The sequence below is a fragment of the Symbiopectobacterium purcellii genome, assembly GCF_052050035.1.
Classification (GTDB): domain Bacteria; phylum Pseudomonadota; class Gammaproteobacteria; order Enterobacterales; family Enterobacteriaceae; genus Symbiopectobacterium; species Symbiopectobacterium purcellii_A.
In genome coordinates this window covers 5,009,083-5,023,143 of sequence record NZ_CP189882.1, presented here as the reverse complement: position 1 = coordinate 5,023,143, position 14,061 = coordinate 5,009,083, and the positions used below count along the sequence as shown (strand labels likewise).

Below are 14,061 nucleotides of genomic sequence, written 5' to 3'. Positions count from 1 at the left end.
TAATGAAACCCCGGCACGATACCGGGGCGGGATTGATGATTAGTGGTGAAAAAAAACCGGCGCGGGGCCGGGCGGCAGGCATAGCAGGGAATTACGAGCCTAGTACTCAGAATCTACCATGGTAAATATGCAGGAGTAACGAAAATGCGCAGGAGTAGATAAAATATGCAGGAGTGGGGAAAATGTGCAGGTGGTGCCCATATCGGGAGGCGTTCAGATCCTGCACTCTATAATCAGTGAGTTACGATGAAATTGGTGGTACCTAAATCGATTGGGCAACTACCCAGGAATTTGAGGTAGTTCGAAATGCTGGGAATAGCCCCATTCCCAGTCGAAATGCAACAAAGTGACCCACTGGCCAGAGTCGGATAAAATCACCGTTCTGGCCCTACTGGAGATCCCGTTGCATGCAGGGAAAACATCTGACTCACAAAGAACGGTTCTACATCGAAAAGCGGCGTGGTGATGGGGTTAACCAGGCCACCATCGCCCGGGAACTTGAGCTTCCTCGTTCTACCATCAGCAGGGAACTCAGACGCAATACCGACGCCGCTTTCAACGGGGTCTATTCCTGCAGAAGGGCCGAAACGTTGGCCAGAGGGCGGCGGCAGAAAACTCGGCCGGACAGCGTGATTAACCAGCTTGAACCGCACATTCAGGACTTTATCAGAACGGCGCTGTCTACCCACACCTCACCTGAGGTCATCAGTAGGCGCCTGGTCCTGGAATTTGGCCTGTCCGTCAGCAAGAACTCGCTCTATCGCTATATCCAGCAGGAGCGCCGGGCCGGCGGTGAGCTGTATCAGCAGCTCCCTCATCGGGGTAAACGGTATAACTATCAGACCGATGAGAACAAACGCGGTCCTATTCCCAACCGTGTTGGCATTGAGCAGCGGCCGGCCGTTGCTGACCTCAAGCAGGAACCCGGGCATTTCGAGATTGACACCATCTTTGGCAAAGATCAGAAATCATTCCTGCTGACGGTGGTCGATAAAGCCGTCAAGCTGGTCATCATTCGCAAACTGCCCAACAAGCGAGCAGAGACAGTGGTAGCGGCCTTCAGGGACATCGTTGCCAATACCTTCTGCGAGTTTAAAACCCTGACTGCTGACAACGGTTCTGAATTTTCCCAGCACGGGGAAATTACAAAAGTCACGGGGGCACCGGTCTACTTTGCCCGGCCATATCATTCCTGGGAACGCGGGTTGAATGAGCATACCAACGGGCTGATACGGCGTTTTTACCCGAAGGGAACGGACTTCAATTATGTCACCCATCGCAAGGTTGCAGCACTCGAACACCTGCTCAATACGCGAGGCAGAAAATCGCTGGGTTATCGTTCTCCAAATGAGGTATTTTTAACGCACTTACAGGCGGCATAATGCCCTACCGTTTTGTTGCGTTTCGACTGGGAATGGGGCAAATAGGGCACAAAAACCCCGGCGCGATACCGGGGCGGGATTGGTGATTAGCTAGCGAGCTTTTTAATCAGATCGTCTTTGTGTATGACGAGATAGTCAGCTCGGCGCGCAATCTCGAACAATGTATCGAGACTGGCAACATACTCGTTGTCAGCGATGGGCCGGGAGCTGATGATTTTATTATAGCCAAGCGACATTATTTTGATAACAGCCAGCTATGCTTCTTTGCCGCATATCAGGGCATAGGATGTAATCATTTTTAAGTCGGTTGGCTATATCTTGAAGGGTAAGTAAGATTTCGCTGGTTACACCACTGACGGCAACTGCTCCATGAAGCCGCTCTTCCATGCGGTTAAACTCCGCGATGTAAGCTTCCTTGAACGCTGCTGCTTTCTTGCCCGTGAAGCCCATGACGAGGAAGACGAAGCCGTCTTTGGTCATGGTGAAGATTTTGGAATCGCGGGTTGCGCCATTACCAATTTCGATGCTTGAGAACATCTCCTCAAAATTGAGGGCATGAAAATTAGCAGAACAATCAAGAGAGTCGATAGCGCGCAGCACGTTGTCGTGACGTTTGCCAAAGTAATCTGCAACATCCTTGGATGTCGTAACAGCCTTACCGTTGTGAACGCTAACTTTTGGTGCAGCAAGGGATGAGTGAAGTGTCATAATGACCTCCGGTGACAATCTGAATTTAATCACCACCTAGAGGTATCAATCTCTATATTGGTGGTGAACTGAACAGGGTTGATACTACCGGGATTGTCATCCGGCCTACCTTTCGGTAGCCCTATCCAGCTCACCATTGAGATGCAGCTAGATGTACGACATAAAAAAACACGCTCGCGGCGTGTCATTCTGTCGCGACAATCCCTACGGGGTATCAATCCCGGCACCTGAATTTGCAGATGCAGATTGACTATAGCGCATGGGTTGTCCTTGCGTCAATAACCGCCGTTCAGTGGCAGAAACAGCGATGTTCCGCATCAAAACTCTGTTGGGTGGCCACCTGAGCCTGCGTGACTATGAGGCTCAGGTAGGTGAAGCAATGGCGATGGTCAAAGCGCTGAACCGTATGACGTTGTTGGGTATGCCACACAGCGTCAGGATCGGATAACAGGTGTAGCATAGGGAGCCATCCTGTCGGCTAATTCTGATTTATTCAACAAGCCCTTCCACACGTCATTGCTGCCGCTTAGATGTTGATTCGCCACGGCGTGGTTACGCTCAGGGTTATTGTATGGCCTGTATACTTTCAACATATTTCTTTGCGATAGTATTGTCGTATTTGGCTTGAATTGCTATACCGCCCATTTGATGCCCAGAACTTGCCTCATAGCAGCTTATGTCTGGAGGAACAAAAATAGCATATACAGAAAACGGCGCTATATTAGTGCTATAGGTATACCTATCACTACTCCGACCACAACTTAAGGATTCATTGTTAATGTCATTAAATTTCAACCCAGAAACAAAACTATCATAAAAAATAGTGAACTCTATTATTTTTGATAAGTTCTTGATTTCAATATTTACATTATAATCTGGGTAGGCAGGATTATTTGGCAACATCCCCATTAAATATGTTATAATAGGCCGACCATCAAATAGTTTTGTGTACTGTAGTCCAGTAGTTCTCGGTTCTCTCGATTTATCATATGAAATACCAAGAGAAGATATATCACCGTCAACATACCAAGCTTTTCCTTTAACATACACAGGACAAACCAAACTACCATCGGCTGCTATATAAGGAACATTACTGTCAGGAAGTTTCGCAGCAGTCGTTATTAAGTCAATACTCATAGTGCTAAGTACCCTATTAGGTGGTTGGTTGTAAAAACTGCCAACGGCTATAGCTAGAGTTTCAAACTCAGCCCCAATATCACCATTAATATATGAATCAATGTCTTTGACCCACAAACCGTTAATGGCAGCAATGTGTTTATTGTAATAGAAGCTGAATTTTGAATGCTCAAAAACGTTATTATAATATTTTTTGTCAGCATATGCCTTTACTGAAGCAGGAACATGACTTAAGTATTCAATTGCATTTATTACGAATTCAGAAAAAGACGTTCTAGCAACAATTACGTCATCCTTTGTTAAACCAAGCAAATCTTTACTATATATTGCTTCTGCATAAAATGATATTTTAAGATGGATAATGGCCACGAAGTATTCTATGAAAGCGTATTCAAAATTATCTCCTTTTATTTTAAAATTTTCCTCTATCCCACTAAAATAAGTAACAAGCCCATAATAAAATTCTCTGGCGGGCTCATATTCTTTATTTTTTAAATATTCTGCAAATTGGCCTAATTTGACAGACAACTCCTGTAATTCAAGACTAAGTCTTTCATCAGTTTTTTTTATCAATTTCTTCATCTATCAAATACTTAACCTGTTCTTTTATTTTACTCCACACATCTTCAGATTGTTTAGGCCAGAAAAGAGAAAAAACTGTTGCCAACATTGCACCTACTTCTGGGATAAGTTTTAAAAAACACTGTATTATTGCACCAGTAGCAAATAATGGGTCTTTTATTGGAATGGAAATATCGTTACTTATTTCATTTCTTTCACTATTAATAGTCATGGCCAACACCTCTATCTATATATTTGGATGATTTTTGTAACAGTTGATGAAATTATTACCTACCTCTAATACACATTGAAAAAATAGCCTATTTAAATGCATGTAGACTGTATAATAAAAATTTCACTATCATTCTTGCTTTGTTTAATAATAGGCAATAATGCTGTTATGGCTGCGCAGCATAATATCTATTTATCCAACAAAGCCTATCATTCTTCTTTTTCCTCTCCAGATATGTTTCGTTGTTCAGTAAGTTTGGTATGTTTTTCTGAACATTCAAATCAATACTGTTTCTAATTATTTTTACTGTTACATTATGACATATTGGCATGATGTTAATGGCTTTGTTGAATAATAGGGAATAATACTGTTATGACGCGCCTGTTTTGATTTTTTTTGAATAAAAAGACATTATTATTAGAATATCTAGCTGCCCTATTTGTTAAATAATAGGATATTATGCTTCGAATATGTTATTATTGAATAATAGGGAATAATGCTGTTATGGTACGCCTATTTTGGATTAAAATGCTTATCGCTCCGGGATGTTTCACCACGCTCTGGATGTGCCTTTGTTGAATAATAGGGAATCATGCTGTTTTGACATACCTGTTTTGGTCAAAGATGTTTTTCACCTTTGCGTACTCCTTCCAATTCTGACTTTAACCTACTGATTTTACATTAGGGGCGTCCGACGTCTGTGTAGGTTCGCAGCATAATATCTATTTATTCAAAAAAGCCGTTGCGGTGTAGTGTTTTTCCTCAAGCACAGGTACTGGAATCACTTCGTGCCCGGCGATCGGGTTGATCAGTCCGGCGATAACGGCTTGGCGTGCCGCGTCGGAAAGCCCTGTAGCCCACTGGAAGGTCTTTTCGGCTATCTCCATCTGGATTGGCATAGCTAGGGCCTTACGGTATTCAGGTAAGCCGCTACCTTCGTCACGGTGGGCGGTCTTCATGCTATAGCTGCCCTGCTGACGTAATGCCGGTAACACCTCTTCGCATACCCAATCCTGCACACGTTCGGCAGAGGGGAGCTTGCTTTTCAATATCAGGCTGTAGAGGTCAGACTCTGGCGCAAGTGCTATACCTTTGGGATAAACACCTAAATTCAATTCTAACGATTCGTTATAATCAAGTTTTATCAGATGCTTACAGTGGTCGGTTAGCGCTTTAGAGGGGTTTGTGTAGCCAAGTGCTTTCGCCAGTTCGACGGCGAAGAACACAGGATTGCCTTGGTAGAGCGTTCCCTGTAGCTCGATATCTGAATCAGCAGACTTAAAAATCATGAGTTGTGTTTTGGTGATTTTGGTCATAACAATTTCCCCATAATTAAACGGATGTTGTTATTAGAGGGCTAACGGGTAAAATTTTGCAGATTGGCGGTCAGATCGCTTACACTTGGCTTAACACAGGAGGATCCGCTATGGTCCAAGTCGCATTTGATACATTGCAGGCGTCAGAAGAGCTTGAAACTGCTGGTATCTCCAGAGAGCAGGCCAAGGCGATCTCGCTCGTCGTGCGCAAGTCTCATGAGGTGGCGGATGTCGCTACCAAGGCTGATATCGTTGAAGTCAAGCACGAAATTGCCGAAGTAAACCGAAATGTCGCCGATGTCCGTAAGGACTTATCCGCAGAGATAGCCGATGTCCGTAAGGATATGACTGCCGGTTTTGATAAACTTGGCATGCAGATGACCATCCGGCTTGGTCTAATGGTCGCCGCTGCCGTGAGCATCATTGCTGCCATTCTCAAAATGTGATGCCACTACGGATTGTTAGCTCAGTTGGTACAGCTCTGGACTCTTAATCCATAGGTCGCATGTTCAAATCCTGCACAACCCACAATATTGGGGATTAGTCGCTTCTGACAGCACCGTAACGCCCTATGTAATTCTTAAAGCGTTCGTCTTTAGAGGGGTCAATTTCTACTTTGGCATAAACTCTATTGGCTTCCGCTCCGCTTCTCTTCGGCTAATATCACGCGATTTTCCCATGCCACCCGTTTTTCTTCCCAGTTAATTAACCGTGGGTGAGACAATCCTTTTTCGCCAGCGTCTACCGCTTCCATTGCGCCTCTGACTATAGGAATAGTCTTTAGGTAGCGTTCCTTTCCCCACGAGTCTAATCGGTTGTAATAGTGTTTTTCGTCAGGCGTTAATTCTTCGTAGGTCATAACGTCACCTGAAATTTAGGCAGCACAAATCCTTCCATGTTGGATATAGCGCTGCGGTGATGGTTGGGTTAAATCAGAATGGCGGCTCTTCGTCGAAATTCATCGGCGGCTCATTGTTGGGTGCCTGTTGTTGCTGCCGACCATTGCCGCTTGATTGCTGGCGCTGATTGTTTTGCTGCCCGCCATCCTGCTTGCCGCCGATCATCTGCATTGATCCGCCAATATAGCCAAGCGACTTAATTTTGATTACACCATATGGACTGAGAACAAACTCTCTGTATCGCAACCCATCTCTCTTTTTTTGCTTTTTGCTTGTGCCCATTTATGCTCAATTGGGTTAAGATCTGGCGAATATGTAGGCAAATACTCCACCATATACCCTGCATCGATGATGACTTGTTGAATATTATGTTTTTTGTGAAAAGTGGCATTGTCCATCATGATTACACTGTTTTTAGGGAGTACTGGGATAAGGACTTGTGTGACCCAGGCATAGAAAACATCGCTGTTAATATTGATATCAAATAATCCGATAGCAAACAGCGTTGTGCCTAATAAAGCGCCGATAACATTTGTTCTTCCCCTAGCTCCCCAGTTCTTCAGGCCAAAACACCGTTGACCTTTTGGGGAATAGCCGTGAGTCCGTGGGGCATCGTGTGAAAAACCACTTTCATCAATAAAAACAATAGGTTTACCTTCTTTTTCATACTGTTGTTTTTTTTGTTGAAATCCCTGCCGGGCGTTTTCGTCGGCTTTCGGATGACGTAGAGTTTTTTTTATAGGTCAATCCCAGCTTTTTAAGCGCTTGCCAAATGGCCTTCTGACAAACGCCAAAACGCTCTGCACGTTCTTTTTGGTAAGCATCTGGATATTGTTCAACATCTTTTATCAACTCGGATTTATCGATCTTTCGCTGACGCGTGGTCGATGCTTTTGACTCTATTTGATTAATCCAACGCGATACAGAGGCAGGGCCAATCCGAAATTGCTTCGCTGTTTCTCGGATACTCAACCCTTCGTTTTTCCGTGTAGATATCACTTTACGTCTAAAATCAATTGAATAGCTCATTTAAATAATGTAATCAAAATTAAGTCGTTTAGCTATATCGACAACAACCTCCGTTGTGTATCGGTCTTGCCCTGACTGGTCTTGCCACTTCCGTGTGCGTAACTGGCCCTCGATATAGACCTGTGAGCCTTTGCGGAGATACTCGCCAGCCACCTCTGCCAGCTTTCCGTACAGCGTGACGCGGTGCCATTCGGTGCGCTCCTTCTGCTCGCCTGATTGCTTATCTCGCCACGTATCCGATGTGGCTACGGTCAGGTTTGCTACCGCGCCACCGTTCGGCATGTAGCGCACTTCGGGGCCTTGCCCCAAATGACCTACAAGAATGACTTTGTTGACGCCTCTCTGTCCCATTTATGCCGCCTCTTCCAGTTCTGACTTACGAATGTCATACACGCCTTTCGCGTCGGCCTGCTGCGGCGTTCCGCGCAAAGCTCGCCACGCTTCCTCAAACGCCGCTTTTAGCTGATCAACATTCTTTGCTGACGTTGCGGATTCAGTGAATGATTTAAGCAGCTCGTCCTTGTTGGATTCATCGGCATTGGCATCGTCGGATTCGCCCTGTGCCGCATCAGGAGGCGTTGGCATAGCCCATTCAGGTAATGGCGGAGTTTGCCACCAGATGTTCTTGTATTTGTTGTCTGTATCCTTGAATGAAGCCTTGTTCCAGCCATCTTTTTTCTCAATCGAGCAGATGGCAAAATTCTCTTCCAGTGAGTAGAGGTAACGACCAATACCCCACTGAACAGCGGCCCGCTTCATTGAACCAGACATGCCGCCCTTAACGGCTTCAACCTGAGTTTTATCTGCACCGTCCCACTTAGCCACCCATTGGTCTCCGATCCGAATGTATATGCCACACATCACGCCACCATCCGGCCCCGGGGTGAATTCATTCTTCCAGTGGCTTTGTTGAATAATTTAACCGTTTGATTTACATCTTCTTTAGGTAGAATGCATGTACAGAGACTGTATTTTGTTAGAACGACAAATCAAGTAGTTAGCACAATAAAAAGCATTACGGCTGGAAAACTTAGTTGTTGAAGTGTTATAATAATTATGTAAATCAGCATGTTAAATTATTCAACAAAGCCTCTTCCAGTTCTCTTTCCCGCATACGTCATCCAAGCGCTTCATGATGGCGCGGTTAGTCACGTAGGCCAGAACCATGGCCCACGGGTTGCTTTTCGCTATTCCACACCGCTGCACACGCCATTCGATATCATCTACCGGGAACGGCGCGTCTAATTGTGATAAGTCCATTGCTCACCTCACATGTGATTGCCAGCGAATTCATCCCATGAAATAGGCTCATCGCTGTGAATTTCTGAACATTCGGATTCGCTTGTTTTCTCTTCCCTGAGAAAGATAGCCAGCACTCCCGCTGGAAGGTCGGCGTCACGCCGCAATGACGTTCGGTAGTCTCTGGCGCAGATAAGCATGTTCGCAGCCTTATCCATCACGCCAGCCCGCCTGTTTGCAGCGGCAGATACCATGCAGTGCCGGTGCATGAAAATAACGAGGTCGCGTTTCATGGATGACCCTTTTGATTAACCGTTGCTATAAGCTGCTCGAATAACCGTTGCAGCCAGCTTTTGTTTTTGAAGCTCTGGCCCGTGACGATATTTGAGCGGTGATGTTCGATTGACCGAATAGGGTCAAATTGTGTTTCCGAGCGGCCAGCAATAGGCCACCCTGCAAAGGCATATTGCATGGCGTTCTCCGTTTAACTATTGGGATTGATGTATTAATGATGCCGAGGAATATCGGCGAGGGTTAACTATTCATTTCTTTATGACAGGTTAAAGCGTAATTTCAGCAACGAAATGACATGACGATAAATTTCACCGTGCTTATTATCGCCATGTCGCTTATTAACTGCTGATTCAAATTCTTCAATGGTTCCTGAGAAGCATCCCCGTCGAACAATGACGCTTCCGTCTTTCTGCTTGAATGCGGTTAGTAGTCCGTTTTCTGAGCCAATGGGGGATATGGTGATCCAGTCCGCATTGCCGGACACCCGCGCATTGCCGGACACACACGCATCGCCGTCCTGAGCCAGATTCGATTCTTTCTCTACCCATCCGCCAAGCTCTCCCTCATCAACATTACCGAAGGCGACAAGCGCTTTATAGCCAACCGACTTAAAAATGATTACATCCTATGCCCTGATATGCGGCAAAGAAGCATAGCTGGCTGTTATCAAAATAATGTCGCTTGGCTATAATGCGGAATAATTTGATGGGCTTTGTTGAATAATTTAAGATACTGATTTATATAAGCATTATAAAATTTCAACGACTAATTTTTCCTCTCGGAATGCTTTTTATTGTGCTAACTATTTGATTTGTCGTTCTAACAAAATACATTCTCTGTAAATGCATTCTAACTAAAGAAGATGTAAATCAAACGGTTAAATTATTCAACAAAGCCAATTTGATGCCGAAAAACTTCTTCACTTCGGCGGTGAGTTCAAATTTTTTCATGATGTATTCCTGAAATTAATTAATTCTTGAAAACTCGCCATGAAGTTCTATTGATTTTTTACAATATGCCTCATGAGCTTCTTGAGGGGTTAGAAATGAACCCAAGTAAATGCTTTTCCTATTGCAACATATCTGAGCCTCCCATCTTCCAGTCCTTGGCTTAAAGGTGACTCCTTTCAGTCCTGTTTTGTTGTTTTTGCTAATTTTACTATTTTGAGCGTTTTGGCTTGAGGTGGCTTTTCTTAGGGTTGATATTCTATTATCAGCAGGATTTCCATTTATGTGATCAATTAACCTTGGGGTTTCACCATGCAGATATATCCAAGCAAGATAGTGCGCCCGGTATCTTTTACGGTTTATGCATATCACAATGTAACCCAATTCCGTCAAAGTTCCCGCGATGTCATCAACCTTTCTTTTTTGTGATTTTTTAATCCATCTAAAAATTCCACTTTCTTTTTCATAAGAAATTTCTTTCATCAAATCGTCTTTATTCATATGGCTCCCGTAAAAAAAGCCGCTATTGCGGCGTGGTATTCTCTGGTGTTGGCGGGGTTATTATTTAATTAGTTTTGCGGCGTACTCAATAAGGTAAAGTTTTGGTGATATCCAAATTTTTAGCCAGTCAAAGTGATTAAAAAACACTACTATCGTAATAAAAATCGCAATGCCAAACACCACCCCCGCAGCCATGACATTGTCGACATCGTCAGTGCCCCACGCCTTTACTATAGCCAACCGACTTAAAAATGATTACATCCTATGCCCTGATATGCGGCAAAGAATCATAGCTGGCTGTTATCAAAATAATGTCGTTTGGCTATATCATCACGAGGCTTTGTTGAATAATTTAACCGTTTGATTTACATCTTCTTTAGTTAGAATGCATTTACAGAGACTGTATTTTGTTAGAACGACAAATCAAGTAGTTAGCACAATAAAAAGCATTACGGCTGGAAAACTTAGTTGTTGAAGGGCTTTGTTGAATAATTTAAGATACTGATTTATATAAGCATTATAAAATTTCAACGGGCTTTGTTGAATAATTTAACCGTTTGATTTACATCTTCTTTAGTTAGAATGCATTTACAGAGAATGTATTTTGTTAGAACGACAAATCAAATAGTTAGCACAATAAAAAGCATTCCGAGAGGAAAAATTAGTCGTTGAAATTTTATAATGCTTATATAAATCAGTATCTTAAATTATTCAACAAAGCCGTAGCCATGCTCCCCTCCAATAGATGGTTTTGGTGGTGCGGTGAGCCAGTGGTTGCCCTGGTGTTGGCTATAATTTTTATTCAGCCCACCACACCCCAAAAACATCTGGGTAAAGGTTCGGCACGTTGTCGGTGCCTTCCGTAGAGCACGAGGCTCGTTTTGAAAGAGCGGTTAAAACAGAGCAGACTTATTAATCTGCTGTGGTTTAATGCCTGGTTTACTTCTCCACCTCAGGCGGCAGTGGTTCCTGCTATTCCCCAACAGGCAGGAATGCGGTAATCTGGATATCCCCAGCAGTCAGAAGAGAGTTCAAAGTGATCGCTGAATTATCTGCGGCCATGGCTGCAATTCGTTAAACTGCGCAACTAGCCAAACTGATCAATGAAGCCAAAACCGAGGCCGAAGTAAACGCTGCGGTTAGTGAGTTAAATTCAAAACTTGCGTCTATTCAGCGTGAATGCATATCTCTCGTTGAGCTCGTGGGCACTTACCAAGAAATGAATGCATCTCTCAAAACAAAAATTGCAGAGTTCGAAAACTTTGAACATAAGGCTGAAGGTTACGTTCTGGAACAGCTTGAATCTGGTTCGCTTGTTGATTCGAAGAAGCAAACTGTGAATGGCAAAGAGACAACCGTGCATCTTTGTCCAAACTGTTTTACACGCCAAGTAATATCGGTACTCCAGCCTAGCGAAATGCATTTTTACAATGCGGAAAAAGAACAGTATTTTACTCAGCGTCATTGTCATTTTTGCAGCTCCGTTTTTCCAATGCATAGGTCGTCTTATGATCCGATGAGAGGCTTTTCTGTCTCAAGATAGTGATCGGGAATATCCAGATTGTTAAAGAGCGAAGCGTCCAGTAGGGCGCTTTTTTGTTGTCTACTAAATCTGCCCCAACCGCCGTCATGTTCGTGAGCCTCGAGCTGGCTACTTACGCTCAGGCAATCGGCGGGTAACTCGAGGTCTTGCCTGCCGGGGTATTGCCGTTGCGGGTTGGTGTTGGTGTTGGTGTTGGTGTTGGTGGGGTAATAATGCAAATGGGATTCGGTAAAGTCAATACCAATGGGTATTATTTGGCTTTTTTTAGGCATGAGTATTTAAATATAAATGTGATTTTTTTGTTTTATTAAATGTCTTAAAGGTTTTTTTTTGCAGGAGTTGATATTTATAAAAGAAAAGAAGAGTATTGATTGATACTGTGATTATATACAGCTTTTGTTTGGAGGTGTGATGGAATGGGAGATAAGGAATGTTACTTGGATATGTAAGGGTAGGTCCCGGATATTACCGCCGCCGATTCGCTACGATTCGGATTGGTAGCGCGAAAGCTTACCGTTTCAGATTTTTGCCTATGTATACTATAACTCCGATGATACTTGCTAAATCACCGACTGGTATCAATGGAATCCGTTGATCAGCAGACATCAAAAAACCATTATCGCCTCCTGCGACAAACTTATACACAGACTCAGAATTGTGAACTTTGGCATATACGTAGTCATTATAACCCGGTGTTTCTGTGCTATCGACAATTATAGCAGATCCCTCACTCATTTCACTGAAGCCTGTCGAACGCCGCAAAACATATGCCTTGCAATTTTCGGATGCTACTTCACGAGGAGCGATAGCATAATCTGTTGTTTTAACTGCCCCTTCCCAAATAGGAATGAGGGAAACTCTAGCATAGTGATCTTTTTGCTCAGGAGTGTCATATTCTGTAGCTTCATCCTTTAGCATGGGGCCGGAGTTCAAGGCAAGCCATTCTGGACGGACATTTAAAGCCATTGCAATTTCAACAATGTAGCCAGAGCTTTTGGTTTTTCCGTCTAATATTTTCCATATAGTTGGTTGGGCTAGGCCGGCTGCTTCGGCTAGCTTTCCCTGTGACATGCCTCTCTTATCCATCGCTAGCTTCAGTCTTTCTGAGAGTGTTGAGTGTGCGCTGTTCATAGCTGGAAACATATAACTCTGGGTATCGCTAGTCAAATACCTAGAAGTATTGATTTCTTCTAAACTCATGGTTATAATTTCTCTGATTTAAATCTTAAAGGCATATCTCTATGATTAACACGGCGATCCAAAAAGCTATCCAAGCTTTAGGCAGCCAGCAAAAACTGGCTTCGGCGGTTGGAATTAAGCAACCAAATGTTTGGTGCTGGCTGCACAATAAAAAAAGAGTATCACCAGAGAATGTTAACGCTATCGTTGAGGCGACTGATGGCCTAGTTAAGGCGTACGAAATTCGACCGGATTTACCTCAACTGTTCCCCCACCCGGAACAGAACGCTTAACCAGCAGTACCGCTCTTCACAACGGACAGTCGTCCTACGGAAGCCACCGACAACGTGGCGAACGCAACATCCCACAGAAATAAACTGACTGTGACTGCCTCACGGCTTCGTCACGTCTGTTGATTACCCAATTACACCACAGGTGCCGTGTATCTACATGTGCATCCGATAACCTATTCTTTCAACAAGGAAAGTATCACAAATGGAACGTGCAAAAACACGCAAAAATTCTGCGGTTGAGTTCATTAGCCGTCACCTCGTTACAACAGCATATCAGGCGATTGCCCGGGTACGCCAGACCAACATCGCAAAAATGCTGGGTGTCGCCGATTCAACCGTCCTGCGCCGCTCAGAGAAGCTCACCGAGACGATGGATATCTTAGCCGCCAGTGGTGTGCAGGATTTTGTCTTCGAGGGCGAGAAGAAGATGCCGCTGGATGAATACCGCTATCTGCTTCGTTCAGCGATGGAGTTTGCGAAGTATCAACTGGAAGCGGCTGAATCTGTATCAGGCGACGAATGCCTTGCTGCATAGGAGGAGAACATGATGCAAGCACAAAAGAAAAAGCCGAACAGTGCGCGAACACTTTTTCGGCTTAGAAACGCAAATAACTCATTAATTTCAGGAGGAATTATGGCACGAAACCGCCGGAATTTCAAGCAAAAGGGCGCCTGTCGCCCTCATCCTGAACCCCAAACACTGATGCCGGAGGATGCGGCGAAGAAATTCGCCGAACTCTTCCGCCTGCAACAACAACTTTACCTGGCTCAGCATGAGTCCGAGGAGAAACGCAAATGAGC

21 protein-coding genes and 5 pseudogenes are annotated in these 14,061 nt (G+C 44.2%); 8 read left to right on the top strand and 18 right to left on the bottom strand.

Going from position 1 to position 14,061, the window contains the following annotated elements; translation table 11 throughout:
• The first annotated feature begins 407 nt into the window (after positions 1 to 407).
• Complete coding sequence (locus ACQGXV_RS34010) at positions 408 to 1,382, top strand: IS30 family transposase (protein WP_440864469.1); 975 nt, start codon at positions 408 to 410, stop codon at positions 1,380 to 1,382.
• A gap of 86 nt (positions 1,383 to 1,468) precedes the next feature.
• On the opposite strand, the gene ACQGXV_RS34005 is transcribed toward ACQGXV_RS34010, so the two are convergent.
• Together ACQGXV_RS34005 and ACQGXV_RS34000 are read right to left on the bottom strand one after the other, a co-directional pair.
• Positions 1,469 to 1,618, bottom strand: a complete 150-nt coding sequence (locus ACQGXV_RS34005; RefSeq protein ID WP_440864468.1) for a hypothetical protein — start codon at positions 1,616 to 1,618, stop codon at positions 1,469 to 1,471.
• A complete protein-coding gene (locus tag ACQGXV_RS34000) occupies positions 1,602 to 2,090 on the bottom strand; it encodes a Rha family transcriptional regulator (protein WP_440864467.1) in 489 nt (162 codons plus the stop codon). Before ACQGXV_RS34000 ends, ACQGXV_RS34005 begins: the two co-directional genes overlap by 17 nt.
• A 280-nt stretch (positions 2,091 to 2,370) precedes the next feature.
• Here ACQGXV_RS34000 and ACQGXV_RS33995 point away from each other — a divergent pair.
• A pseudogene (locus ACQGXV_RS33995) lies at positions 2,371 to 2,538 on the top strand (IS5/IS1182 family transposase); the annotation flags it as partial.
• 116 nt (positions 2,539 to 2,654) lie between these two features.
• Here ACQGXV_RS33995 and ACQGXV_RS33990 read toward each other — a convergent pair.
• From ACQGXV_RS33990 to ACQGXV_RS33980, 3 genes are all read right to left on the bottom strand, one after another.
• Positions 2,655 to 3,800 carry a hypothetical protein gene (locus ACQGXV_RS33990; RefSeq protein WP_440864466.1) on the bottom strand — a complete coding sequence of 382 codons (1,146 nt, stop codon included), beginning with the start codon at positions 3,798 to 3,800 and terminating at the stop codon, positions 2,655 to 2,657.
• The gene (locus ACQGXV_RS33985) at positions 3,784 to 4,020 is read right to left on the bottom strand and encodes a hypothetical protein (RefSeq protein WP_440864465.1); all 237 of its coding nucleotides are present in this window, start codon (positions 4,018 to 4,020) and stop codon (positions 3,784 to 3,786) included. Before ACQGXV_RS33985 ends, ACQGXV_RS33990 begins: the two co-directional genes overlap by 17 nt.
• A 722-nt stretch (positions 4,021 to 4,742) precedes the next feature.
• Positions 4,743 to 5,336: a BRO-N domain-containing protein gene (locus tag ACQGXV_RS33980; protein WP_440864464.1), complete on the bottom strand. Its 594-nt coding sequence runs from the start codon at positions 5,334 to 5,336 to the stop codon at positions 4,743 to 4,745.
• 110 nt (positions 5,337 to 5,446) lie between these two features.
• On the opposite strand from ACQGXV_RS33980, the gene ACQGXV_RS33975 reads away from it, so the two are divergent.
• Positions 5,447 to 5,782, top strand: coding sequence for a DUF1640 domain-containing protein (locus tag ACQGXV_RS33975; protein WP_440864463.1), 336 nt, complete (start codon positions 5,447 to 5,449; stop codon positions 5,780 to 5,782).
• 182 nt (positions 5,783 to 5,964) lie between these two features.
• Here the strand turns inward: ACQGXV_RS33975 and ACQGXV_RS33970 are convergent, their stop codons facing one another.
• The 11 genes and pseudogenes from ACQGXV_RS33970 to ACQGXV_RS33920 all read right to left on the bottom strand — a co-directional run bounded on the left by ACQGXV_RS33970 (position 5,965) and on the right by ACQGXV_RS33920 (position 10,245).
• Positions 5,965 to 6,195, bottom strand: coding sequence for a hypothetical protein (locus ACQGXV_RS33970; protein WP_440864462.1), 231 nt, complete (start codon positions 6,193 to 6,195; stop codon positions 5,965 to 5,967).
• A gap of 73 nt (positions 6,196 to 6,268) precedes the next feature.
• Positions 6,269 to 6,481: a hypothetical protein gene (locus ACQGXV_RS33965; protein WP_440864460.1), complete on the bottom strand. Its 213-nt coding sequence runs from the start codon at positions 6,479 to 6,481 to the stop codon at positions 6,269 to 6,271.
• A complete protein-coding gene (locus ACQGXV_RS33960; RefSeq protein WP_440862665.1) occupies positions 6,442 to 6,975 on the bottom strand; it encodes an IS630 family transposase in 534 nt (177 codons plus the stop codon). The genes ACQGXV_RS33965 and ACQGXV_RS33960 overlap by 40 nt, the downstream gene beginning before the upstream one ends.
• On the bottom strand, positions 6,899 to 7,264 hold the full coding sequence (locus ACQGXV_RS33955) for an IS630 transposase-related protein (protein ID WP_440862584.1): 366 nt from the start codon (positions 7,262 to 7,264) through the stop codon (positions 6,899 to 6,901). The genes ACQGXV_RS33960 and ACQGXV_RS33955 overlap by 77 nt, the downstream gene beginning before the upstream one ends.
• A 33-nt stretch (positions 7,265 to 7,297) precedes the next feature.
• A pseudogene (ssb, locus tag ACQGXV_RS33950) lies at positions 7,298 to 7,615 on the bottom strand (single-stranded DNA-binding protein); the annotation flags it as partial.
• A 276-nt stretch (positions 7,616 to 7,891) separates the two neighbouring features.
• Positions 7,892 to 8,173, bottom strand: a pseudogene (locus tag ACQGXV_RS33945) (Rad52/Rad22 family DNA repair protein); the annotation flags it as partial.
• 183 nt (positions 8,174 to 8,356) lie between these two features.
• Positions 8,357 to 8,524, bottom strand: a pseudogene (locus tag ACQGXV_RS33940) (Rad52/Rad22 family DNA repair protein); the annotation flags it as partial.
• Positions 8,525 to 8,532: 8 nt separating this feature from the next.
• Complete coding sequence (locus tag ACQGXV_RS33935) at positions 8,533 to 8,796, bottom strand: hypothetical protein (protein ID WP_440864459.1); 264 nt, start codon at positions 8,794 to 8,796, stop codon at positions 8,533 to 8,535.
• A complete protein-coding gene (locus ACQGXV_RS33930; protein WP_440864458.1) occupies positions 8,793 to 8,975 on the bottom strand; it encodes a hypothetical protein in 183 nt (60 codons plus the stop codon). The genes ACQGXV_RS33935 and ACQGXV_RS33930 overlap by 4 nt, the downstream gene beginning before the upstream one ends.
• A gap of 78 nt (positions 8,976 to 9,053) precedes the next feature.
• Complete coding sequence (locus tag ACQGXV_RS33925; protein WP_440864457.1) at positions 9,054 to 9,299, bottom strand: hypothetical protein; 246 nt, start codon at positions 9,297 to 9,299, stop codon at positions 9,054 to 9,056.
• A gap of 463 nt (positions 9,300 to 9,762) precedes the next feature.
• Positions 9,763 to 10,245: an HNH endonuclease gene (locus tag ACQGXV_RS33920; protein ID WP_440864456.1), complete on the bottom strand. Its 483-nt coding sequence runs from the start codon at positions 10,243 to 10,245 to the stop codon at positions 9,763 to 9,765.
• Between the two features lie 169 nt (positions 10,246 to 10,414).
• On the opposite strand from ACQGXV_RS33920, the gene ACQGXV_RS33915 reads away from it, so the two are divergent.
• Positions 10,415 to 10,609 carry a hypothetical protein gene (locus tag ACQGXV_RS33915; RefSeq protein WP_440864455.1) on the top strand — a complete coding sequence of 65 codons (195 nt, stop codon included), beginning with the start codon at positions 10,415 to 10,417 and terminating at the stop codon, positions 10,607 to 10,609.
• Positions 10,610 to 11,341: 732 nt separating this feature from the next.
• Positions 11,342 to 11,627: pseudogene (locus tag ACQGXV_RS33910) on the top strand (hypothetical protein); the annotation flags it as partial.
• Positions 11,628 to 11,751: 124 nt separating this feature from the next.
• Here ACQGXV_RS33910 and ACQGXV_RS33905 read toward each other — a convergent pair.
• Together ACQGXV_RS33905 and ACQGXV_RS33900 are read right to left on the bottom strand one after the other, a co-directional pair.
• Positions 11,752 to 12,060, bottom strand: coding sequence for a hypothetical protein (locus ACQGXV_RS33905; protein ID WP_440864454.1), 309 nt, complete (start codon positions 12,058 to 12,060; stop codon positions 11,752 to 11,754).
• A 238-nt stretch (positions 12,061 to 12,298) separates the two neighbouring features.
• Positions 12,299 to 12,988 (bottom strand): helix-turn-helix domain-containing protein, encoded by a 690-nt coding sequence (locus tag ACQGXV_RS33900; protein WP_440864453.1) that lies wholly within the window; start codon positions 12,986 to 12,988, stop codon positions 12,299 to 12,301.
• Positions 12,989 to 13,032: 44 nt separating this feature from the next.
• On the opposite strand from ACQGXV_RS33900, the gene ACQGXV_RS33895 reads away from it, so the two are divergent.
• The 3 genes from ACQGXV_RS33895 (at position 13,033) to ACQGXV_RS33885 (ending at position 14,059) form a co-directional block, all read left to right on the top strand.
• Positions 13,033 to 13,260, top strand: coding sequence for a transcriptional regulator (locus ACQGXV_RS33895; RefSeq protein WP_440867791.1), 228 nt, complete (start codon positions 13,033 to 13,035; stop codon positions 13,258 to 13,260).
• A gap of 202 nt (positions 13,261 to 13,462) precedes the next feature.
• A complete protein-coding gene (locus tag ACQGXV_RS33890) occupies positions 13,463 to 13,795 on the top strand; it encodes a hypothetical protein (protein ID WP_440863042.1) in 333 nt (110 codons plus the stop codon).
• A gap of 9 nt (positions 13,796 to 13,804) precedes the next feature.
• Positions 13,805 to 14,059, top strand: coding sequence for a hypothetical protein (locus tag ACQGXV_RS33885; RefSeq protein WP_440864452.1), 255 nt, complete (start codon positions 13,805 to 13,807; stop codon positions 14,057 to 14,059).
• Positions 14,060 to 14,061 lie beyond the last annotated feature (2 nt).